This is a genomic window from Nosocomiicoccus ampullae, from assembly GCF_019357495.1.
In the GTDB taxonomy this organism is placed as follows: Bacteria; Bacillota; Bacilli; order Staphylococcales; family Salinicoccaceae; genus Nosocomiicoccus; species Nosocomiicoccus ampullae.
Genome location: NZ_CP079110.1, coordinates 157,715 through 180,097, shown reverse-complemented (window position 1 = coordinate 180,097; position 22,383 = coordinate 157,715). Strand labels below are relative to the sequence as shown.

The 22,383-nt window shown below is 38.4% G+C and carries 16 protein-coding genes, 6 tRNA genes and 3 rRNA genes; 4 read left to right on the top strand and 21 right to left on the bottom strand.

The window, feature by feature from the left end; all coding sequences use genetic code 11:
* Positions 1-3 precede the first annotated feature (3 nt).
* The 18 genes from KPF49_RS00940 to KPF49_RS00855 all read right to left on the bottom strand — a co-directional run bounded on the left by KPF49_RS00940 (position 4) and on the right by KPF49_RS00855 (position 14,410).
* On the bottom strand, positions 4-942 hold the full coding sequence (locus tag KPF49_RS00940; RefSeq protein WP_183673142.1) for a CdaR family protein: 939 nt from the start codon (positions 940-942) through the stop codon (positions 4-6).
* Positions 929-1,750, bottom strand: coding sequence for a diadenylate cyclase CdaA (gene cdaA / locus KPF49_RS00935; protein ID WP_183673579.1), 822 nt, complete (start codon positions 1,748-1,750; stop codon positions 929-931). The genes KPF49_RS00940 and cdaA overlap by 14 nt, the downstream gene beginning before the upstream one ends.
* A gap of 16 nt (positions 1,751-1,766) precedes the next feature.
* A complete protein-coding gene (locus tag KPF49_RS00930) occupies positions 1,767-2,705 on the bottom strand; it encodes a helix-turn-helix domain-containing protein (RefSeq protein WP_183673140.1) in 939 nt (312 codons plus the stop codon).
* A 100-nt stretch (positions 2,706-2,805) separates the two neighbouring features.
* A complete protein-coding gene (rocF, locus tag KPF49_RS00925) occupies positions 2,806-3,714 on the bottom strand; it encodes an arginase (RefSeq protein ID WP_183673138.1) in 909 nt (302 codons plus the stop codon).
* 141 nt (positions 3,715-3,855) lie between these two features.
* Positions 3,856-3,928: transfer RNA gene (locus tag KPF49_RS00920), tRNA-Lys, on the bottom strand.
* Positions 3,929-3,931: 3 nt separating this feature from the next.
* Positions 3,932-4,003, bottom strand: a tRNA-Gln gene (locus KPF49_RS00915).
* A gap of 7 nt (positions 4,004-4,010) precedes the next feature.
* A tRNA-Tyr gene (locus tag KPF49_RS00910) sits at positions 4,011-4,094 on the bottom strand.
* A gap of 9 nt (positions 4,095-4,103) precedes the next feature.
* Positions 4,104-4,176: transfer RNA gene (locus tag KPF49_RS00905), tRNA-Val, on the bottom strand.
* Between the two features lie 23 nt (positions 4,177-4,199).
* Positions 4,200-4,271: transfer RNA gene (locus KPF49_RS00900), tRNA-Glu, on the bottom strand.
* A gap of 7 nt (positions 4,272-4,278) precedes the next feature.
* Positions 4,279-4,350: transfer RNA gene (locus KPF49_RS00895), tRNA-Asn, on the bottom strand.
* Positions 4,351-4,367: 17 nt separating this feature from the next.
* Positions 4,368-4,481, bottom strand: a 5S ribosomal RNA gene (gene rrf, locus KPF49_RS00890).
* Positions 4,482-4,533: 52 nt separating this feature from the next.
* A 23S ribosomal RNA gene (locus tag KPF49_RS00885) occupies positions 4,534-7,403 on the bottom strand.
* 189 nt (positions 7,404-7,592) lie between these two features.
* A 16S ribosomal RNA gene (locus KPF49_RS00880) occupies positions 7,593-9,149 on the bottom strand.
* Together the 16S, 23S and 5S rRNA genes with 6 tRNA genes alongside form the textbook arrangement of a ribosomal RNA operon.
* A gap of 363 nt (positions 9,150-9,512) precedes the next feature.
* Positions 9,513-10,148, bottom strand: a complete 636-nt coding sequence (locus tag KPF49_RS00875; protein ID WP_183673114.1) for a KinB-signaling pathway activation protein — start codon at positions 10,146-10,148, stop codon at positions 9,513-9,515.
* Entirely contained in the window at positions 10,145-11,191 is a 1,047-nt protein-coding gene (locus KPF49_RS00870) for an Mrp/NBP35 family ATP-binding protein (protein ID WP_183673112.1), read from the bottom strand. The genes KPF49_RS00875 and KPF49_RS00870 overlap by 4 nt, the downstream gene beginning before the upstream one ends.
* 100 nt (positions 11,192-11,291) lie before the next feature.
* On the bottom strand, positions 11,292-11,966 hold the full coding sequence (trhA, locus tag KPF49_RS00865; protein WP_183673110.1) for a PAQR family membrane homeostasis protein TrhA: 675 nt from the start codon (positions 11,964-11,966) through the stop codon (positions 11,292-11,294).
* Positions 11,967-13,094 (bottom strand): UTP--glucose-1-phosphate uridylyltransferase, encoded by a 1,128-nt coding sequence (locus tag KPF49_RS00860; protein ID WP_183673108.1) that lies wholly within the window; start codon positions 13,092-13,094, stop codon positions 11,967-11,969.
* A gap of 11 nt (positions 13,095-13,105) precedes the next feature.
* Entirely contained in the window at positions 13,106-14,410 is a 1,305-nt protein-coding gene (locus KPF49_RS00855) for a pyrimidine-nucleoside phosphorylase (protein WP_183673106.1), read from the bottom strand.
* Positions 14,411-14,568: 158 nt separating this feature from the next.
* On the opposite strand from KPF49_RS00855, the gene KPF49_RS00850 reads away from it, so the two are divergent.
* The gene (locus KPF49_RS00850; RefSeq protein ID WP_183673104.1) at positions 14,569-15,219 is read left to right on the top strand and encodes a metal-dependent transcriptional regulator; all 651 of its coding nucleotides are present in this window, start codon (positions 14,569-14,571) and stop codon (positions 15,217-15,219) included.
* A 31-nt stretch (positions 15,220-15,250) separates the two neighbouring features.
* On the opposite strand, the gene KPF49_RS00845 is transcribed toward KPF49_RS00850, so the two are convergent.
* Positions 15,251-16,024 carry a Cof-type HAD-IIB family hydrolase gene (locus tag KPF49_RS00845; protein ID WP_221265213.1) on the bottom strand — a complete coding sequence of 258 codons (774 nt, stop codon included), beginning with the start codon at positions 16,022-16,024 and terminating at the stop codon, positions 15,251-15,253.
* 2 nt (positions 16,025-16,026) lie between these two features.
* Positions 16,027-16,617 (bottom strand): ribonuclease H1 domain-containing protein, encoded by a 591-nt coding sequence (locus tag KPF49_RS00840; protein WP_183673102.1) that lies wholly within the window; start codon positions 16,615-16,617, stop codon positions 16,027-16,029.
* A 351-nt stretch (positions 16,618-16,968) separates the two neighbouring features.
* On the opposite strand from KPF49_RS00840, the gene KPF49_RS00835 reads away from it, so the two are divergent.
* Complete coding sequence (locus KPF49_RS00835) at positions 16,969-17,523, top strand: NADPH-dependent FMN reductase (protein ID WP_183673100.1); 555 nt, start codon at positions 16,969-16,971, stop codon at positions 17,521-17,523.
* 39 nt (positions 17,524-17,562) lie between these two features.
* Here the strand turns inward: KPF49_RS00835 and KPF49_RS00830 are convergent, their stop codons facing one another.
* Positions 17,563-19,437: a heavy metal translocating P-type ATPase gene (locus KPF49_RS00830; protein WP_246562754.1), complete on the bottom strand. Its 1,875-nt coding sequence runs from the start codon at positions 19,435-19,437 to the stop codon at positions 17,563-17,565.
* A gap of 190 nt (positions 19,438-19,627) precedes the next feature.
* Here KPF49_RS00830 and KPF49_RS00825 point away from each other — a divergent pair, with 190 nt between their 5' ends.
* On the top strand, positions 19,628-21,226 hold the full coding sequence (locus KPF49_RS00825; RefSeq protein WP_183673098.1) for a BCCT family transporter: 1,599 nt from the start codon (positions 19,628-19,630) through the stop codon (positions 21,224-21,226).
* 113 nt (positions 21,227-21,339) lie between these two features.
* Positions 21,340-22,380, top strand: coding sequence for a PTS sugar transporter subunit IIC (locus KPF49_RS00820; RefSeq protein ID WP_183673096.1), 1,041 nt, complete (start codon positions 21,340-21,342; stop codon positions 22,378-22,380).
* The last annotated feature ends 3 nt before the right edge of the window (positions 22,381-22,383 follow it).

Genomic DNA, 22,383 nt, shown 5'->3' with positions numbered 1-22,383 from the left:
CTCCTACTTTTTACTAATTTTTACTTCAGCTTTCACATTTGTTGGTTCTGTTTTAGATATATTATTCGGTAAGTTTAATTGTGTATTAAAACTACCAGACTCCCCAACATCTTTTAAATCTAAATCTGCGTATACTTCATTAATTTCGTCAAGTACGCTTTGTTCACCGTATATTGTGATTGTATCTTCTTTTAACTTCGCACCATCAAGTTGATAATCTGACTCCAACTCACCAATCGTATTCAAGTATAGTGGGACTTCTTTTTTATTTTCTTCAACATTGATACTCACATCAACTTTACTAGGCTCTATAATAACGTCTAACTTGTTATATTGTCCATCAAAGACACTAACATCCGTATTTTCCGTAATGGATTCAGTAATTTTTTCTGTTCCTGAAATCATCGCACGTACGTATTGTATACGTGCCATATCATCTTCTCCGCCGCGTATAGTGACGACTTTAGGATCTGTCTGAATAGAATCGATTGTATATTTTGAAGACATCCGGCTTTCATTTACTTCTGCTTGTACTTCAAAAGTTTGTTCCACTACATTTTGAATTGAAACCGTCGTTTTTTTAGGTAACGGAGTCGCAGTAACATTTTCTGGTAACCCTTTGACATCATAATCTACTTCATATTCACCAAGTTCATAATTTGTTAAATCTAATTCTACAGTAAAATCTTGTGTCGTTTGTAGTTGTTTAATTTTTGAAGGTGGGCCAGATAAATTCACTTGTACACTTTCTTGTGCACCACTGACGAATAAATTATCTTCGTCATATTTAACATTCACTGGCACGTTTTCTATCGTTACATTATCTTTTCCAGAATTTTCTCCAAACAGATTAAAATCTTCAAATATTTTATTTGCGCTCGCAAACATAAATAAAGCAAGTAATAGTGACACGATGAGGATACCTGGTTTACTTTCTAGCAAATAGGCCACCCCCTTCTTTTTTATTATTCGTGATTTGCCAATAGTCTTTTAGTTCTTCTTCAAGATCTTCGAGTGAGATACTTTTATTTAGTTTACTATTAATTGTCGTAGAAATATCTCCCGTTTCTTCTGAAATAACAACTGTAAATGCATCTGTTACTTCGGAAATACCAACAGCTGCTCGGTGTCTTGTTCCAAGATCTTTGCTGATTTTATTACTCTCTGAAAGTGGCAAATAACTTCCTGCTGTAATTATTTTATCTCCTTGGATAATCATCGCACCATCGTGAAGTGGAGTATTTGGCACGAATACGTTAATAAGTAATCCTGATGTTAAATCTGCATGCATTGGCGTACCTGTTTCAATGTAGTCTTTTAAGCCCGTTTCACGTTCAAATACAATAAGGGCACCGATTCTACGTTTAGCCATATATTTCACCGCAGTAATCATTTCTTCACGATATTTTTGTAATTCATCTTCTTTATTCACTGCTGACTTTTTAAATATTCTTCCTCTACCAAGTTGTTCGAGTGCGCGTCGTAACTCGGGTTGGAATATTACAATCACTGCTAAGAATCCCCATTGTAATACTAAGTCAAAAATTTGCGTCGTCGTCGTGAGATCCAAGAAATCACTGACTGCTCGACCGATAATTATGAAAAATATACCTTTGATAAGCTGTATCGCTTTTGTTCCTTTAATCACATTAATTAATTGATAGAATACAAACCATACAATTAATAAATCCACGATACTCGTGATTAAATGCAATGTCGTTGTTTCTTCAAACAATTTTCCTAGAAGCATTTCGATTCGTTCCTCTCTACATAATCGAACTAAAACGCTCATTTAAATCATCAATAATCTCGTTGAGCGCTTCATATCGACGTGTCGGCTCGATTGTTTCGTAAACTTGACGTGCACTTTTCACGTCTCCTTTTACGATTAAACAATACGTATATAATACTTTATCGTATATTTCGTTATGATTTTCTGTAAGTAACTCTAGTGTATCAAATTTCTTTTCATGATATAGGCTGATACTCTTCATATACCGTACTTTATTTACTTTATAGTCGAGTTGTAGTTGTCGACTTAATTTTTCAAGTTCATTAGTAAGGCGAATCACAGTGTAATACTGCGCTTTTTTAAAATATGCCTTTGTCATTAAATATAAGATTTGAATCATCTCTAACTGAAACTGATTAGTATATGAAATTTCAGTTTTTGCTCGCTCTAATACGTCTAATGCACTATCTACATCATCATCTTTTAAGTGAATATTGCTGAGTAATATCGTATAACGAATATAATAATCATTAATCGGCATTTTTAGAAGAATATTTTCAGCACGTGTTAAATAATCTTTACCTGTTTTATAGTGTGAGGTATTTATATAATACTCACTATAAATTAAATAAATTCTCGCTAGGTCAATTTTTTGAATATCTTCTTTCTCTTCAAACCGTTCTTCTATAAAATCAGAAATAACATCATACTCTTTATTTTTTACTTTATTCTCATAAAAAATTATCTCACGGCTCATATCGATGTCACTATACTGATAGTTTTGACTTTCTACCATTAGGTCATTGACGCTGACACCTAAACGTTTACTCAGTTTAACTAAAACATTATTTGAAGGCTGTACCGATCCTTTTTCAATTAAACTTAAGTACGTTCTAGATACGATGCCATCAGATAATTCTTTTTGAGTAAGTTTTTGACTATTTCTTAACTCTTTAATTCTTCTCCCTATCATTGCTGCACCTCTCACTTTACTCTTATAAATTATGAACCTTTTTATAACAAAATGCAACAAAGTTAAATGACGTTAAAAAACTAGCGACAGTTGCGCTAGTTTATCTTGTTCGTTTACCAAATAAGTATTCAGTTATCCATACTGCTGTTTCTGCTGTCTTATTCTGATCATCGAGTAATGGATTTACTTCTACTAAATCCATAGATGTTAATTTATCTTTTTTACTTAGTTCTTCCATAAACATAATCACTTCAGAAGTAAATAATCCTCCAGGTACCTTTGTCCCTGTCCCTTTTACTTCCATTGGATCGATTGAATCTACGTCAAATGATAAATGAAGCCCATCTGTATGCTCTAGATGCTTTAGCGTCCTTCTAAGCACTTCGTTTAAGCCAAGTTCTCTAACATCACTCATAGAGAATGTTAAAATATTTTTTTCTTTAATTAACTCTTTTTCACCATCGTCTAAGTCTCTTACACCTATTAAAACAATGTTTTCAGCTTTTAGTTTAGTTTGATAGCCGTTAATTGACGTTAACTTGTCATTTCCGATACCGAGTAACTGCGCTAAGATCATACCATGAATATTACCACTCGGTGAAGTTTCAGCTGTATTTAAATCACCATGCGCATCTAACCAAATGACACCTAAATCTTTATAATGTGGCGCAATACCAGATAAACTACCAAGGGCTAACGAATGATCACCACCAATTGTTAGTGGGAAATGATTGTTTTCTATAGAATTTGAAGTTAATTTAGCAAGTTTCTCAGAATAATCAAGAACTTCTTCTAAGTTCTTTAAATCATCAGTTATTGAAACATCATTTTTTTCGAAATTATGGGCATACTTACCAGATACATTTCCTTTATCTAAAACATTATGTCCATTTTTAGATAACATTCCAACAATTCCAGCCATTCTTAATGCGTCTGGTCCAAATGACACTCCTGGCTTGCCTTGACCAAAGGCAGTTGTTGCCCCAATTAGATCAATCTCTAACCCCATGTATAACACTCCTTAAAAATTATTATACATTCAGTGTATATTACTAAGATAGCGTTTACAATATGTAAATAAACCCGTTTTCATGAATAAATAATTAATAAAAACAATAAAAAAAGCACTAGCTTTTGCTAGTGCTAATAGTGAGCCGTACAGGAATCGAACCTGTGACCCTCTGATTAAAAGTCAGATGCTCTACCGACTGAGCTAACGGCTCATACTGGCCTGAAAGGATTCGAACCTTTGCATGACGGAGCCAAAATCCGTTGCCTTACCGCTTGGCTACAGGCCAATATTAATGGTGGAAGGGGGCAGATTCGAACTGCCGAACCCGAAGGAGCGGATTTACAGTCCGCCGCGTTTAGCCACTTCGCTACCCTTCCATAAAAAAATGGAGAATGGCGGGCTCGAACCACCGACCCCCTGCTTGTAAGGCAGGTGCTCTCCCAGCTGAGCTAATTCTCCGAAGATTTTATTGTATAAAAAAGTGACCCCTACGGGACTCGAACCCGTGTTACCGCCGTGAAAGGGCGGTGTCTTAACCGCTTGACCAAGGGGCCATAAAAGCTCCGCAGGTAAGATTCGAACTTACGACCGATCGGTTAACAGCCGATAGCTCTACCACTGAGCTACTGCGGAATAATATTAAAATGTAAGCCTAGCGACGTCCTACTCTAGCACGGGCAAACCGAACTACCATCGGCGCTGGAGAGCTTAACTACTGTGTTCGGCATGGGAACAGGTGTGGCCTCTCCGCTATCGTCACTAGACAATACACTCAAAACCAAATAGAAGCAATTCGTAGATACACGCTTTATCATATTGAATAAGTCATCGATGAATTAGTATTTGTCCGCTGAGTATGTCACCATACTTACACGCCAAACCTATCAACCAGATCGTCTCTCTGGCATCTGTAGGGAAATCTCATCTTGAGGGGGGCTTCATACTTAGATGCTTTCAGTATTTATCCCGTCCATACGTAGCTACCCAGCTATGCCGTTGGCACGACAACTGGTACACCAGTGGTATGTCCATCCCGGTCCTCTCGTACTAAGGACAGCGCCTCTCAAATTTCCTACGCCCACGACGGATAGGGACCGAACTGTCTCACGACGTTCTGAACCCAGCTCGCGTACCGCTTTAATGGGCGAACAGCCCAACCCTTGGAACCGACTACAGCTCCAGGATGCGATGAGCCGACATCGAGGTGCCAAACCTCCCCGTCGATGTGAACTCTTGGGGGAGATAAGCCTGTTATCCCCGGGGTAGCTTTTATCCGTTGAGCGATGGCCCTTCCATGCGGAACCACCGGATCACTAAGTCCGTCTTTCGACCCTGCTCGACTTGTTGGTCTCACAGTCAAGCTCCCTTATACCTTTACACTCTTTGAATGATTTCCAACCATTCTGAGGGAACCTTTGAGCGCCTCCGTTACACTTTAGGAGGCGACCGCCCCAGTCAAACTGTCCACCTGACACTGTCTCCGTACCGGATCACGGTACCGGGTTAGAACCGCAAGTACACCAGGGTGGTATCCCACCAGCGTCTCCACATACACTGACGTGCATGCTTCTTCGACTCCCACCTATCCTGTACAGGTGTACTCGAGATTCAATATCAAGCTACAGTAAAGCTCCACGGGGTCTTTCCGTCCTGTCGCGGGTATCCAGCATCTTCACTGGAACTATGATTTCACCGAGCCTCTCGTTGAGACAGTGCCCAAATCGTTGCGCCTTTCGTGCGGGTCAGAACTTACCTGACAAGGAATTTCGCTACCTTAGGACCGTTATAGTTACGGCCGCCGTTTACTGGGGCTTCGATTTGTACCTTCGCTTACGCTAAGTACGCCTCTTAACCTTCCAGCACCGGGCAGGCGTCAGCCCCTATACGTCACCTTTCGGTTTGGCAGAGACCTATGTTTTTGATAAACAGTCGCTTGGGCCTATTCACTGCGGCTCATTTTCATGAGCACCCCTTCTCCCGAAGTTACGGGGTCATTTTGCCGAGTTCCTTAACGAGAGTTCGCTCGCTCACCTTAGAATTCTCTTCCCAACTACCTGTGTCGGTTTGCGGTACGGGCAGTCTAACACTCGCTAGCGGGTTTTCTTGGCAGTGTGAATATCGATCTTCGGGTCATTTCCCTCCGCATCATGACTCACCTTACACTCATGCCGGATTTGCCTGGTATGACAGCTTGTCACTTGCACGCACGTCCATTTGTGCGATTCGATTCTCCTCCTGCGTCACCACTTCACTCATACGTGTTACACCGGTACAGGAATTTCTACCTGTTGTCCATCGCCTACGCTATTTGCCTCGGCTTAGGTCCCGACTTACCCAGAGCGGACGAGCCTTCCTCTGGAAACCTTAGTCATTCGGTGGACGGGATTCTCACCCGTCTTGCGCTACTCACACCGGCATTCTCACTTCTATACGCTCCACTTTCCCTCTCGGTTTGGCTTCAATGCATATAGAACGCTCTCCTACCATCCTTACGGATCCACAGTTTCGGTAATATGTTTAGCCCCGGTACATTTTCGGCGCAGCGTCACTCGACTAGTGAGCTATTACGCACTCTTTAAATGATGGCTGCTTCTAAGCCAACATCCTAGTTGTCTGTGCAACGCCACATCCTTTTCCACTTAACATATATTTGGGGACCTTAACTGGTGGTCTGGGCTGTTTCCCTTTCGACAATGGACCTTATCACCCACTGTCTGACTCCCATACATCTCATCGATGGCATTCGGAGTTTGTCTGAACTCGGTAACCCGGGATGGGCCCCTTATCCAAACAGTGCTCTACCTCCACGATGATAATATGAGGCTATACCTAAATATATTTCGGAGAGAACCAGCTATCTCCAGGTTCGATTGGAATTTCACCCCTACCCACAACTCATCCGGTCATTTTTTAACATAAGTCGGTTCGGTCCTCCATCCAGTGTTACCTGGACTTCAACCTGGTCATGGGTAGATCACCTGGTTTCGGGTCTACACACACATACTATTCGCCCATTTCAGACTCGCTTTCGCTACGGCTCCACATTCCCTGCTTAACCTTGCATGTATGCGTAACTCGCCGGTTCATTATACAAAAGGCACGCCATCACCCACTTAGGGCTCTGACTACTTGTAAGCACACGGTTTCAGGTTCTCTTTCACTCCCCTTCCGGGGTGCTTTTCACCTTTCCCTCACGGTACTGGTTCACTATCGGTCACCAAGGAGTATTTAGCCTTAGGAGATGGTCCTCCCAGATTCCGACGGAATTCCTCGTGTTCCGCCGTACTCAGGATACTTCTAGTGCACTTCAATTTGTCGTGTACGGGACTGTTACCCCCTATGGTTAATCTTTCCATATTATTCCACTAAATCGTCGTGTCACACGTTGAAGTCCTACAACCCCAGTCTATACTGGTTTGGGCTCTTCCCACTTCGCTCGCCGCTACTACGGGAATCGTGTTTACTTTCTCTTCCTCTGGGTACTAAGATGTTTCAGTTCCCCAGGTCTACCTCTCATATACTAATCAGTTCATATATGAGTGACATTATTAAATGCCGGGTTCCCCCATTCGGATATCTTCGGATCACAGCTTACTTACAGCTCCCCAAAGCATTTCGGTGTTTGTTCCGTCCTTCGTCGGCTCTTGGTGCCAAGGCATCCACCGTGCGCCCTTCACTACTTAATCGTAATGAATTTGTGAGAGAGTATCTCTACTCTATCGCGCGTGTATTTTGAACTTGTCGTTCTCGGTTTCTACGCTTGAAATCATATTTTTATATATAATCTTTGCTTCTATTTGGTTTTCAATGTACTGATGAGTGATAACACTCAAAACTGAATACAATATGTCAACTTTCCGTTCCATTATCCTTAGAAAGGAGGTGATCCAGCCGCACCTTCCGATACGGCTACCTTGTTACGACTTCACCCCAATCATCGGTCCCACCTTCGACGGCTCCCTCCAAATGGTTAGGCCACCGGCTTCAGGTGTTACCAACTTTCGTGGTGTGACGGGCGGTGTGTACAAGACCCGGGAACGTATTCACCGTGGCATTCTGATCCACGATTACTAGCGATTCCAGCTTCATGGAGTCGAGTTGCAGACTCCAATCCGAACTGAGAACAGTTTTATGGGATTCGCTTGACTTCACAGTTTCGCTGCCCTTTGTTCCTGCCCATTGTAGCACGTGTGTCGCCCAAATCATAAGGGGCATGATGATTTGACGTCATCCCCACCTTCCTCCGGTTTGTCACCGGCAGTCACTCTAGAGTGCCCAACTTAATGATGGCAACTAAAGTTAAGGGTTGCGCTCGTTGCGGGACTTAACCCAACATCTCACGACACGAGCTGACGACAACCATGCACCACCTGTCTCTCTGTCCCAAAGGGAAAATCATGTCTCCATGACGGTCAGAGGATGTCAAGATTTGGTAAGGTTCTTCGCGTTGCTTCGAATTAAACCACATGCTCCACCGCTTGTGCGGGTCCCCGTCAATTCCTTTGAGTTTCAGCCTTGCGGCCGTACTCCCCAGGCGGAGTGCTTAATGCGTTTGCTGCAGCACTAAGGGGCGGAAACCCCCTAACACTTAGCACTCATCGTTTACGGCGTGGACTACCAGGGTATCTAATCCTGTTTGATCCCCACGCTTTCGCACATCAGCGTCAGTTGCAGACCAGAGAGCCGCCTTCGCCACTGGTGTTCCTCCATATCTCTGCGCATTTCACCGCTACACATGGAATTCCACTCTCCTCTCCTGCACTCAAGCGAAACAGTTTCCAATGACCTTCCCCGGTTGAGCCGGGGGCTTTCACATCAGACTAATCTCGCCGCCTACGCGCGCTTTACGCCCAATAATTCCGGATAACGCTTGCCACCTACGTATTACCGCGGCTGCTGGCACGTAGTTAGCCGTGGCTTTCTGGTTAAGTACCGTCACACAGTAAGCAGTTACTCTTACTGTCGTTCTTCCTTAACAACAGTGCTTTACGATCCGAAGACCTTCTTCGCACACGCGGCGTTGCTCCGTCAGGCTTTCGCCCATTGCGGAAGATTCCCTACTGCTGCCTCCCGTAGGAGTCTGGACCGTGTCTCAGTTCCAGTGTGGCCGATCACCCTCTCAGGTCGGCTACGCATCGTCGCCTTGGTAAGCCGTTACCTTACCAACCAGCTAATGCGCCGCAGGCCCATCCTTAAGTGATAGAAATCCACCTTTCAACTTCTATACCGTTGTATAAAAGTATTATCCGGTATTAGCCACGGTTTCCCGCGGTTATCCCAGTCTTAAGGGTAGGTTGCCCACGTGTTACTCACCCGTCCGCCGCTCGATGATTACGGTGTCCCGAAGGACGGTGCAATCAGTCGCGCTCGACTTGCATGTATTAGGCACGCCGCCAGCGTTCATCCTGAGCCAGGATCAAACTCTCCATAATTAAGAGTTCTCTAGCTCTTTTATCGCGTTTTATACTAGTCGCTCTAGTTGTGTTACTTCTTCATTTAAAAGTAACCTATTTATCGGAATTAACGTTGACATATTGTCATTCAGTTTTCAATGTTCTGTTGCCCTTCCTCTGAAGCGCATTTTCTACTATAGCACGTTGCGGAAATTAATGCAAGTTTTATTTGAAACTTTTTAATTTCTTTTTTCGTGTGAGTGTTGTCGCTTGATTTCGACGACTTTTATATAATAGCAAGGTCCTTAAAAATGGTCAAGCCTTTTATATATTTTTTTATAATTATTTTAAATCCTCGACAATATATGAAAGGTGAAGTAGTTATCTACTTCACCTTATACGTTATTTTCTCTTCGTAACACCACGTGCAATTTTATCTTCTTTAGATGCTTCGATATATTTAGGTAATCTGAGTAATTGATACGCATTTAATACGAGTACTGTGAAAATTGAACGGTAAATCCATGTTGTATCTTCGACGGAAATGAATGGTAGTAATGTTAAAGATGTCATAAATATCATAAAAAATAATGATGGGACAAATACATTTTTGTTTGTCACTTGTTTATTTTTAAAGTACGCAATGACAAATCCAACGATTACTACTATTATAGGAATCCATATAAATTCAAATGTCGAGCCGTGATCGCGACCGACTTTGAAAAATCGTAAATAAAATAAATCGAATATCGCATACATTATAAGTAGTATTTGAACATACGGCCAAAAACTTCTAAATATTCCAAGGCCAAGTGGGTTTATAAATAGATATATATAAAAGACCACTTGTGCTACAGTCGCAATAATCAAGCCATAACCGATAATCCATACGAGTCCTACAAAGAACTCTGCAAAGTGACCTCTAAATAATTGACTCGTTACGTTTTCATATTCTGTAAACAAACTTACAATTGTTGCGACTACAACACCAATTAATAATGTCGTAAAGTAAAACCTTACTACGAATTTCGAACTCATTCTTCTTCCTCAATAATTCTTTTTGCGATTTCTTCGTAATGATCGCTAATTTCACCTTCAAGATATACTGACGGTGCAAAATCATCTTCATCAAAATCTGGTTGTCCAAGTGGGATTTGACCAAGTAGCGGGACATTTAATTCGTCTGCAAGTTTTTGTCCGCCACCTTTACCAAAGATATATTCTTTGTTACCTGTCTCTTTACTTTCAAAGTAAGACATGTTTTCAACGACACCGAGCACCTCGTGATCTGTTTGTTTCGCCATTGCACCTGCGCGTGCTGCAACAAACGCTGCTGTTGGATGTGGCGTTGTAACAATAATCTCTTTACTTTCTGGTAACATTTGGTGTACATCTAACGCAACATCCCCTGTACCAGGTGGTAAGTCAAGGATTAAGTAATCTAAGTCACCCCACACGACTTCTTTAAAGAAGCTTGTTAACATTTTACCAAGCATTGGACCTCTCCAAATTACAGGTGTGTTTTCTTCAACGAAGAAGCCCATTGAAATTACTTGTACGCCGAATCTTTCGACTGGAATGATTTTTTTATCTTTAACTTCTGGTTGTGTTCGAATACCCATCATATCTGGAACACTGAATCCGTAAATGTCTGCGTCGATAATCCCTACTTTTTTACCGAGTTTTTGTAATTTTACTGCTAGGTTAACCGTAACAGTTGATTTACCAACGCCACCTTTACCAGATGCAACAGAAATGAATTTTGTTTTCTCCATATCAAATTGATTTTCATATTCATTACCCATTGTTGCTTTATGTTTATTGATTTCTTCTTCTGGTAATTCATCAAAACGAAGCCCCACACTTTTAGCGCCTGCTTCTTTTAATTTATTTACAATTTTAATTTGTAAGTCTAGTTGCTCTTGTCCACCTAGACGTCCAATTAAAATTTTTAAACTGACATGATCTTTATCTTCGATAATTTTTAATGACTCAATGCCATTCGTTTCAGAAATTGGCACGTTAAGAATTGGATCTTTCACGTTTTCTACAATTTGACGCGCCTCTGATTCTGTTATCATTTAATGATCCCCTCTCGATATTTTGTTCATTTTAATTTCATACTATCATAATAATACATACTAATATGTAGATAAAATCCGAACTAAGTCGGATTTTAATTTAAATCATATAAAATACAATTCCAACATACTGCGCAACACTTGCTGCAATAATGAAGAAATGCCAAATCATATGGAAGTATTTTCTATCTTTTTGTGCATAAAACCATGCACCGATTGTATATAGCACTCCCCCAAGTGAGAGCATAATTATAAACATAATATTTGTATCAAATAAAAGCGTCGGTAGAAAGGGTAAAATCATCCATCCCATGACGAGGTAAAACGCGAGACTAATTTTAGGGCTAACTCTTGGACTTAACGTTTTATACAATACTCCTAAAACCGCTGCGCTCCACTGAAGGATTAAAATCGTATACCCCCAAAAGCCACCGATAACACTAATTGCAACCGGTGTATAAGTTCCTGCAATTGCAATGTAAATACAACTGTGGTCAATGAGACGCATGACATATTTATGGTGCGTTCCAGGTGCCATAATATGGTAAATCGTCGATGATAGAAACATCGTAATTATTGAAATAACGAAAATACTACCACCAATTGCATGAAGTGCTCCACCATCCACATACATATATACTGCAGTAAATGGTAGTAAAAAGATAAACAGCAACATCGCAACTCCGTGACTCACACTGTTTCCAACTTCTTCACCAAAAGATAGGGGCACAATATTCTTTAGAGTTCTTTCTGGTCTAATCACTTTTTCTGTCATTTATATCAGATTAAAACTTTCAAGATCACGACGCGCAGCTTCTACACTATCTTGACCTTCTCGATTTTTAAGTGGAGAGAACTCTCCGGCACGATCCACCTGAAGCGTATTATGTTTTTCAGCAATATGAAACACATCAAAATAAAACTTCTCAAATTTTAACGCTTCTTCTTTTACGAGGTTTAAATCTCCATCTAGAAACTCTAAGTTTTTAAGCGCCAAGTGATATGGCATTTTTGTGTGCGCTGCACGCTCTAAAAAGTCGACGCTAAATACGTGAATTCCGATATTAGCGTTTTTAAATGAGCTGTCTTCACCTTCAGGAATCTCGGTATATTCTACGACACTTTTCTTTCCATCAACTAAAGCTAAGCGCCCAACACTTTCATTCTCTTTTGGTGTAATTGATTTTGACGTCACTTCATTATTTTCTTTTAAATGAAGCCCAACAAGGATTTCATCAAGTACTTTTACGACAACATTGTCAACGTTATTCATAAATACCGCTTCAATACCACGAGATTTCATATCGTCTAACATGCCACTTGTTTTTAATGCACTAAATATACCACCGTTGCCGTTTGGTGTGATCATGACGTCTTCATTTTTAGTTAAGAGTAGTTTGCCGTCTTTTGATAATGACGGGAAGTGCTCTTGTTTAAAGAAATGAATATTTTCTCTCTTGAGATTAAAGTAATTATTTTCCTCAAAGAATTTTAATGTCTCATCATGGTTAATATCACTCGTCATAATATACCAGTGCACGTTATTATATTTTGAAATTTGTCGCGCTTGTAACTCAAACAATGATACATCGTCAAACTTAAATGTTCCTTTCGGTCCATCATAACCTAAACGCGTGCCTTGACCACCGGCCATTAAAAGTACCGCAACTTTTCCATCATTAATAGAAGAGTTCGCGAGTGATTTTAACGCTTCAACATTTAAATCATCTTTTGTAACATACGGCACTTCTGTAACGTTTGAAGTATCGAATGCTTGCTGATTAACATAAACGTCGTCATACACAGATTCAATTTCATTTAAATCTAATGTCTTTAATTGCTCGTCTAATTTACGTTTTGAGTCGTCACTTAACAAATCGTACTGTAAAATCCATTCTTTCAACTGCTACACTCCTATTCTGTGATTACTTTTTTAATTAATGTCGGATGAACCTCATCATCTCCAAATGAGTAGCAGTTTTTAACGCGTTCAATGACGTCGTCGACATTCTCTTTATTTGAGTGAATTACTGCTAATGTGTCACCTGTTTCAACTTTGTCTCCGACTTTTTTCTCTAACACAATTCCGACTGCTAAATCTATTTCACTTTCTTTTGTTTCACGACCTGCACCTAAAATAGATGCTGCAACTCCCATGTTTTCTGATTCGATTTGAGTCACGTAACCTGATACGTCAGATTTTACTTCTACTTTATACTCTGCTGTTGGAAGTAAGTTGTAGTCATCGATAACATCTCCATTACCGCCTTGACTTTCAATAAGTTGTCTAAATTTCTCTAGTGCTGATCCGTCTTCGATTGCTTTTTCAAGCATCTCACGTGCTTCTTCTAACGTATCTGCTTTTTTACCAAGTACAACCATTTGGCTACCAAGTACAAGTGATAATTCTGTTAAATCTTCTGGACCTTCACCTTTTAAAGTGTCAATTGCTTCGATGACTTCGAGCGCATTACCAATTGCGTAACCGAGTGGTTCTTCCATACTTGAAATTACTGCCATCGTATTACGTCCAACACTATTACCAATTTGAACCATTGTATGCGCGAGTGCTTCAGCATCTTTTTCATTTTTCATAAACGCTCCGTCACCGACTTTTACGTCTAACACGATACCATCAGCACCTGCCGCAATTTTTTTAGACATAATTGAACTTGCAATTAACGGAATGGAGTTTACTGTTCCTGTTACGTCACGTAGTGCGTATATTAATTTATCTGCCGGCGTTAAGTTACCAGATTGTCCGACTAACGCAAGTTTTTGTTCGTTCACTAAGTTAACGAATTCTTCTTGTGATAACTCAACATGGAATCCTTCCATCGCTTCTAGTTTGTCGACTGTTCCACCAGTATGGCCAAGGCCACGTCCACTCATTTTAGGAACAGGTACACCAACTGCTGCAACAAGTGGTGCAAGTACGAGTGTCGTCGTATCACCGACACCTCCAGTAGAGTGCTTGTCAACTTTAACGCCGTTAATATCTGATAAATCGATTTTATCTCCAGAATCTACCATTTCCATCGTAAGTGCAGACACTTCATCTTTTGTCATACCATTTAAAAAGATTGCCATAAGTAAACTCGATGCTTGATAGTCTGGGATATCTCCATTTGTATATCCTTCTACAAATGTTTTAATTTCTTCTTTTGTAAGTTCAACGTTATCACGTTTTTTAGTGATAATATCAATCATTCTAACCATAGATTAAATACTTCCTTTAACTTAATTATGTAGTTTCTTAACTATCTTCTATTTCTCCATTATAACTGATAAGTTTTCAAATGATAACTAATAGACATGTTGCATGGATGATGTATTCATTGCATAATTAACATATATTAGAAGGGTGGTTTCATACAATGAGTCCGACGAGAGAGGATTACTTAAAAATTATTTACGAACTTGGTGGTGAGTTTTCGAGAGTTTCGAATAAAGCCATTGCTGAGAAGTTAAATATCTCTCCACCAACTGTTACTGAAATGACAAGCAGTTTAGTAAAAGCAGGATGGATTGAAGTTAAGCCATATCACGGGAGCATGTTAACTAAAGAGGGCGCTGCTGAAGCTAAACGTCTCGTCCATAAACATAGATTATGGGAAGTCTTCCTCGTAAATAAGCTCGGCTTTTCAATTGAAGAAGTACATGATGAAGCAGAGCTGCTTGAGCACTCAACGACTGACAAACTTGCTAAAAAGCTTTACGAGTTTCTTGACCACCCGAAATACTGCCCACACGGCGGTGCAATATTACCTGAAGATATGAAAGCAGAAGACCTACATTCAGTGTCTTTAACTGGTGCTGAATATAATGTTTCTGTATCGATTAGCCGCTTCGTAAATGAAGACAAGTTAGTTCATTATTTTAAAAATCAAAATTTAAATATTAACGATGTTATAAATATTAAATCTTATGATAAAACACTCGATCTTTATGAAATCGAAAATGAAAGTAATAATGAAACAGTCTATATTTCTTCAAAAATCGCACAATTTATATTCGTAAGGACATAAAAAGAGTATCCGAATAGATCGGATACTCTTTTTAAATGAAGCCATAATGCTCTAACGCTTTATATAATCCGTCGTTATCGACGTGGTCTGTCACGTACTCTGCGACTGCCTTTGTTTCATCCACTGCGTTCCCCATTGCCACTGAATGCTTTACAAACTTTAACATTTCACGGTCATTTGGACCATCTCCAAACGCATAGACGTCTTCTTCATCAAATCCTAGCTTCTCAATTACTTTTTTAACTGTTTTAGCTTTCGTACCACCTTTAGGTAATACATCTAAAGATACCCGATGCCATCTTAAAAAATCCAAGTCTGTGAATTTTTCTTTGTAGTAGTCTTCTGCATCTTCTGTACAAAACAGTAAGCTTTGATAGACATCATTTGATAAATAAAAGGCCTCATCATGCACTGGGTCATGATTGAACTTTAAAGAACCGAGTCCTTCATCGATATAATCATGTCTTTTAATGTTAGATACCATATTCTCTTGATTTAGGTAGACAATCGGATGATCGTTTTTCTTTGCTTCTTTTGTAAGTAGTTCTAATAACTCTTTTTCTATCGGACGTTTGTAAATCACTTCCCCATCGACAACCGCATATTGACCGTTTAAAGAAACGTAAGAATGAATATTTAATTCATCACGTAAATCTTCAAATAAAAACGGTGCGCGACCCGTTGCAATCATCACAGTATGACCATCATTTTGTAATTTTTTAATCGCTTTTCTTGTGCTTTCAGGGACTTTTACATCAGTATTATAAAGCGTGCCGTCAATGTCAAAAAAGAACAGTTTTTTCAATATTAACCCTCCATAATTGCTGCTTTTGCGAGATCATCTGCGCGCTCATTATAGTAATCTCCAGTATGTGCTTTTACTTTTATAAAGTCGACTTCAATTTGTTGCATCAACTTTTGAATTTTTTCTTGATAAGCTTTTGTCGTTTCTTTATTTGCGCGCCACTCATGTGTCGCCCATTTTTCTAACCCCATATAGTCATAATGAACATGTATTTTACTATAATTATGTTTTACTGCGTACTCAACTGCGTACAACACACCACTAATCTCGGCACTCACGTTCCATAAATTATCCGCTTCATTTACTTTAGTTTCTTTCGAAGCTTCATGGATGACTTCATCGTTTAAAATCAGCACTGCTCCAAAGCCCGCGCGTTTAGTACGTCGATCATAACTCCCGTCGACATACGCAATTAAACCATCTAACTTTGTGTCTTTTTTCTTATTTTTATTCATAAATTCAAGTGCTTCTTCATTCGTTTTAAACGACTTATATTCAGCACCACTAAACCCCATCACTTCACGCTTCGCACTCTCCCAGTCTCTATAGATTCCAGGTGTGCGACCTTTACGTACTGCATAAAATTTACTCATGACTCTCCTCCAGGCCTCATTGTACCAAAAAAGACAGACTAGAGTCTGTCTTTAATAATTACATTTCATCGTAATCACTCCAACGTATTATTTTGCTCTCTTGTCACTTTTTAAAATAAAAGTAATAGAAATTATTAATAAACTGACTACAAATCTTAAAATACGTTTCATTTGTTTCCTTCTTTTCTGAAATTTTTCTAAAAATATCTTTATTTTAAACTTATTTCAAATAATTAATATAGTAAACAATCTAATTATACCTCATTAATTCGACTGATTTTAATCGTCAATTATAAATTATGTTGAATTCCATGTTACGATATAATTGATAATTTTATGGGAGAGAATAAAATGAATGTTATAGTATTAGCTGGATCGAATGTCGGTTCGAAAACTGCAACAGCTTTAGACTATGTGACTAATTATTTTAAAGAGCATCACAATACTCATAATATTGAAATGATTGATTTAAAAGATAAAAAACTTAACCTAGCTGATGGGCGCCACTATGAAGACTGGTCTGGAGATACTAAAGAAGTAGTTTCAAAAATGTTAGGTGCTGACGTCATCGTTATCGGTTTCCCAGTTTTCCAAGCATCTATTCCTGCAGTGTTGAAAAACTTATTTGATTTACTACCAATCGATGGACTCAGAGGAAAGACAGTTTCTATCGTTTCAACAGCTGGTTCTAATAGACACTTCTTAGTCGCAGAAATGATGTTAAAGCCTATTTTAAACTATATGAAAGCACACGTTCTTTCATCGTATGTGTTTATAACACCAGAATCATATGAAGGTAAACGACTCACAGATGTCAATATTCTTCATCGTTTAGATCGTTTAGCAGATGAAACCATCCAAATTGCTGAAGCACATAAAACATTTAGAAAAGAAATTCATAAATAAACAAAAGCGCTGGTACAGTTAAACTGTACTCAGCGCTTTTTAGTCTCTATACATAAGTAATCTTAAACCATTCAGGATAACTAATATCGTTGACCCTTCGTGTCCGATTACACCAATTGGTAAGTTAATTGCTTGAAACAGGTTCGCAACGATTAAAAGTACGATAACACTAATCGCAAATATAACGTTTGCGACGATAATGCGTTTCATCTTTTTAGATAATCCGATTGAGAATGGAATCATTGTTAAATCATCTTTAATCAGAACGACGTCTGCTGTTTCCATCGCGATGTCTGTACCTGAACCCATCGCAAAACCTGTGGATGCTTTGGCTAATGCTGGTGCGTCGTTAACCCCGTCACCGACCATTCCAACATTTCCATATTTCTCTTTTAAATCATCTAATATAGAAGATTTTTCGTCCGGCATTTTATTTGCATGTACTTCTTTAATGCCAACTTGTTTTGCGATATGTTTACCAGTGTTTTCGTTATCTCCTGTAACCATAATTGTTTGTATGCCCATATTGTTTAACTTTTCTATTGCAATTTTTGCGTTCTCTTTAACGACGTCTTCTAACGCATAGAACGCTTGTAATTCATTATCACGACTCACAAAAATCACGGTGTTTCCTGTCGATTCTTTTTCAGTCACTACACGTTGAACGTCTTCAGTCAGTTGAATGTTAGATTCAGTGAGCACATAACTGTGTTTACCAACTTTCCATTCACTACCATTATGTTTAATTAAAAATCCTTTACCTGTAATATCTTCTACGTTATCTAACTCTATGAGTGAAGTTTCTGTTAAGTATTCTAAAATAGCAGTTGCGATTGGATGTGTTGATCCAGATTCTGCACTTTTGATTACTTCATCGACATGAGTGTTATCAACGTTATCTAAATAATATACGTCAGTCACTGCTGGTTCTCCGACTGTTAACGTTCCTGTTTTGTCAAAGATAATCGCATCTAACGCATTTACGTTATCAATTGTTTGGCCACCTTTAAATATCATACCGTTACGTGCAGCATTAGAAATCGCTGAAAGAGTTGCTGGTGTGGCACTCGCTACTAACGCACATGGTGATGCAACAGTTAGGAGCACCATTCCACGATAGAACGACTCTGTCCATCCCCAGTCAAGTACGAAATATGCAAAAGCAATAAATAACGGTACTCCGATTAAGATCACTTTTACATAAGTATCTTCAATCGATTCAATAAAGCTTGCTGTTTTACTTGGTGAAGACTGTGCTTCATCTACTAATCGAATGATTTTTGAAAATAGCGTATCACTATCTTCAACTGTTACTTCAATATCGATACGGTTTCCTTCGTTAATCGTCCCTCCGACGACGTCTTCACCAGTCACTTTCTCAACTGGTACTGATTCACCTGTGACTGAAGCTTCATTAATTACGGCATTACTAGAAATCAGCTTACCGTCAATTGGAATTGTTTCACCACGTGGTACTTGCACTTTGTCACCAATTTTTAATTCTGACGTCGGAATAACTTCAACCTCACCAGCATCATTATAACGACGCGCTTCATCTGGCGTTAAATTCATTAACTCAGAAATTGCATTACGGCTTTTCTCATTCGCCATCGTCTCCATCGCTTCAGCTAAACTGAATATGAAAATTAATAATGCACCTTCCATCCAGTAACCAATCACTGAAGCACCGATCGCAGCTAAAATCATTAACACATCAACGTTTAAATGCTTATCATAAATAAGTTCTTCAATTCCGTTTTTCGCGCTATAATATCCCCCGATTAAAAAAGCAACGATAAACACCGGAATCGCTACATTTTCTAGGCCTTGAGACTGAAGTATGATTCCAGCCACAATAAGGACTGCACATATAATTGTGTTTCTCATACCTTGATTTTCAAGCCATTTTTTCAAGTTGTCCACCTTCTAATTTAGAATATCATCTTTTTATTTATCATCTATCTATTATTAATTATAATTATTCTAAATAGTAAAAGCAATTGAATAGTCTAATATTAATATAATAATTTAGATATCAGGGTTTAATTATTTCAAAATAGTGTTATTATTTATGATTATAATATTTAAAAAAAGGAGCGTTTTAATGAAAAATAAAAATAAGCTATCACCAGTTTTCATTTACGCATCAATTTTGGTACTCATTCTCGTTATTTTTGGAATGATTATGCCTAAACGCTTTGGTGATGTAACTGGTACTTTAAGTTCTTGGATTACAAATACATTCGGATGGTATTATATGATTCTTGTTACCATCATAATTCTTTTCTCACTTTTCTTAATATTTAGTCCTATTGGTAAATTAAAACTCGGAAAGCCAAATGATGAACCAGAGTTTAAAACTATTTCTTGGCTTGCGATGTTATTTAGTGCTGGAATGGGTATTGGTCTTGTATTTTACGGTGCATCTGAACCTATTTCTCACTATTTAATGCCTCCTTCTACTGAACCTGAAACGAAGGAAGCTTTTATGGAATCTATGCGTTCAACAATTTTTCATTATGGTTTTCATCCATGGGCAGTATATGGAATTGTTGCATTATCACTTGCTTACTTCCAATTTAGAAAAAACGAAGATGGTTTACTTTCTAAAACATTAAGACCTATTTTTGGTGATCGCGTTGATGGACCACTTGGAACGATCATCGACGTGCTGTCTGTATTTGCAACAATTATAGGTGTCGCAGTGTCTCTAGGTGTTGGAACATTACAAATTAATGCGGGTTTAAATTATCTATTTAACATTCCACAAAACATCCTTATACAATTCGTTATCATATTTGTTGTTACAATTCTTTTCCTTATAAGTGCATGGAGCGGTTTATCGAAAGGAATCCAGTATTTAAGTAACATCAATATGTCGTTAGCAATACTACTATTAATATCACTATTTTTTATTGGACCAACTATTTTAATTCTAAATATGATGACAACAACAGCAGGCTCTTATCTTGGTACTTTCTTAGAAAACAGTTTTGATGTGGCACCATTATATGAACAAAAATCTTCTTGGCTAAAAGACTGGACAATATACTACTGGGGTTGGTGGATTAGTTGGAGTCCGTTTGTAGGTATATTTATTGCACGTGTATCAAAAGGACGTTCAATTAGAGAATTTGTTATTGCTGTATTACTTGTGCCAACAATTATTAGTTTAATTTGGTTTAGTGTATTCGGTACTACAGGAGTTACTGTTGCTCAGAGTTCAGATAGCATTTTAAGTTTACCACCCGAAACTCAATTGTTTGCCATATTTAACGAATTACCATTAAGTGTTGTTCTTTCAACAATAGCATTACTACTTGTTTCTATTTTCTTTATAACATCTGCAGACTCCGCAACGTTTGTTTTAGGAATGCAAACTTCTTACGGTGATTTACAACCTCCGAAAGGCGTAAAAATCATTTGGGGAGTTTTATTATCTCTAATCGCATTTGTCCTGCTGTTAACAGGTGGAGATGAAGGTCTAGGTGCACTTCAATCCGCAGCAATTATTTCAGCGTTTCCTTTTAGTATTGTAATTATACTTATGACTATCAGCTTCTTTAAAGATGCTAACTTGGAACGTAAACATCTCGGTCTTACAATAACTCCAGATAAAAAACGATTAGAAGAATATCACGAACATGTTGAAGAACACCCACATACTGATATGAACCGCGAAGATACAAATAATGTATTTTAAATTATTTAAGAGACTGTCTAGCAGTCTCTTTTTTTATATAAAAATTTATTGTTTATTTAATAAATAATAGGTATGATATGAATAATTAACTTTTACCGGAGTGATTGCATCGAATGAATATGTCAAAAAAAGATTTCTTTTTCAATATCCTTAACGGAATGGCGATTGGTATCGTTGTTTCTTTAGTTACAAGTGCGTTACTTGGAGAGATTTTAAAATTTTTAGGCCGTTATTCTGAAGTATTTTTAATTATTGGAAATGCTGTAAATTCTTTTCAACTCATTACATCAGTGATTATCGGCGTTTTAGCTGGAATTAACTTAAAATTCGACGGAATTAGAAGTGTTATATTAGGTGGTGCTGCATTAATTGGATCAGGTGCACTATTGTTTGAAGAGTCTGGTATACGTATACAAGGAATGGGCGATTTAATTAACGTTTTAGTCACGCTGATTATTGCAGCGGCGATTATCGTTTTAATTGGTGATAAACTTGGTTCATTGAACATTGTATTCTTACCGTTTCTCGGTGGAGTTGTTCCAGGTTTAATTGGATTATTGATATTACCTTATTCACAAGCAGTAACGACAGCGTTAGGTGACGTAATCACTCGCTTCACAGAGTTAAATCCATTATTAATGACAATATTTATTTGTGTGTTTTACTCTGCACTATTAGCTACACCAATTTCACTCATTGCGATCGCAACAGTTGTTGGTTTGTCTGGCCTTGCAAGTGGTGCTGCGAACTTAGGTATTTTAACTGCATGTATGACGTTCTTATTCGGTTCAATTGGTGTGAACAATAAGGGAACGATTATCGCACTTATTATTGGTACAGGTAAAATGATGATGCCCGTATACTTTAAACATCCAATTATTGTTGTTCCATTGATTATTAACGGAATTATCGTCGGTGCAACAGGATACTTCATGAATGTGCAAGGAACTCCGATGTCCGCTGGTTTTGGTCATACTGGTCTTGTCGGACCAATTAATTCACTTGCATTAATGGATGGTAGTACGAGTGTTAATATTGTAAAACTTACAGTTGCATACTTAATTGTACCCGTCATTGCAGCATTTATTGTCAATAAATTATGCTTGAAATTTTTACCAAATTACACAAAAGAGATGTACTTATTTAAACCATAAAAA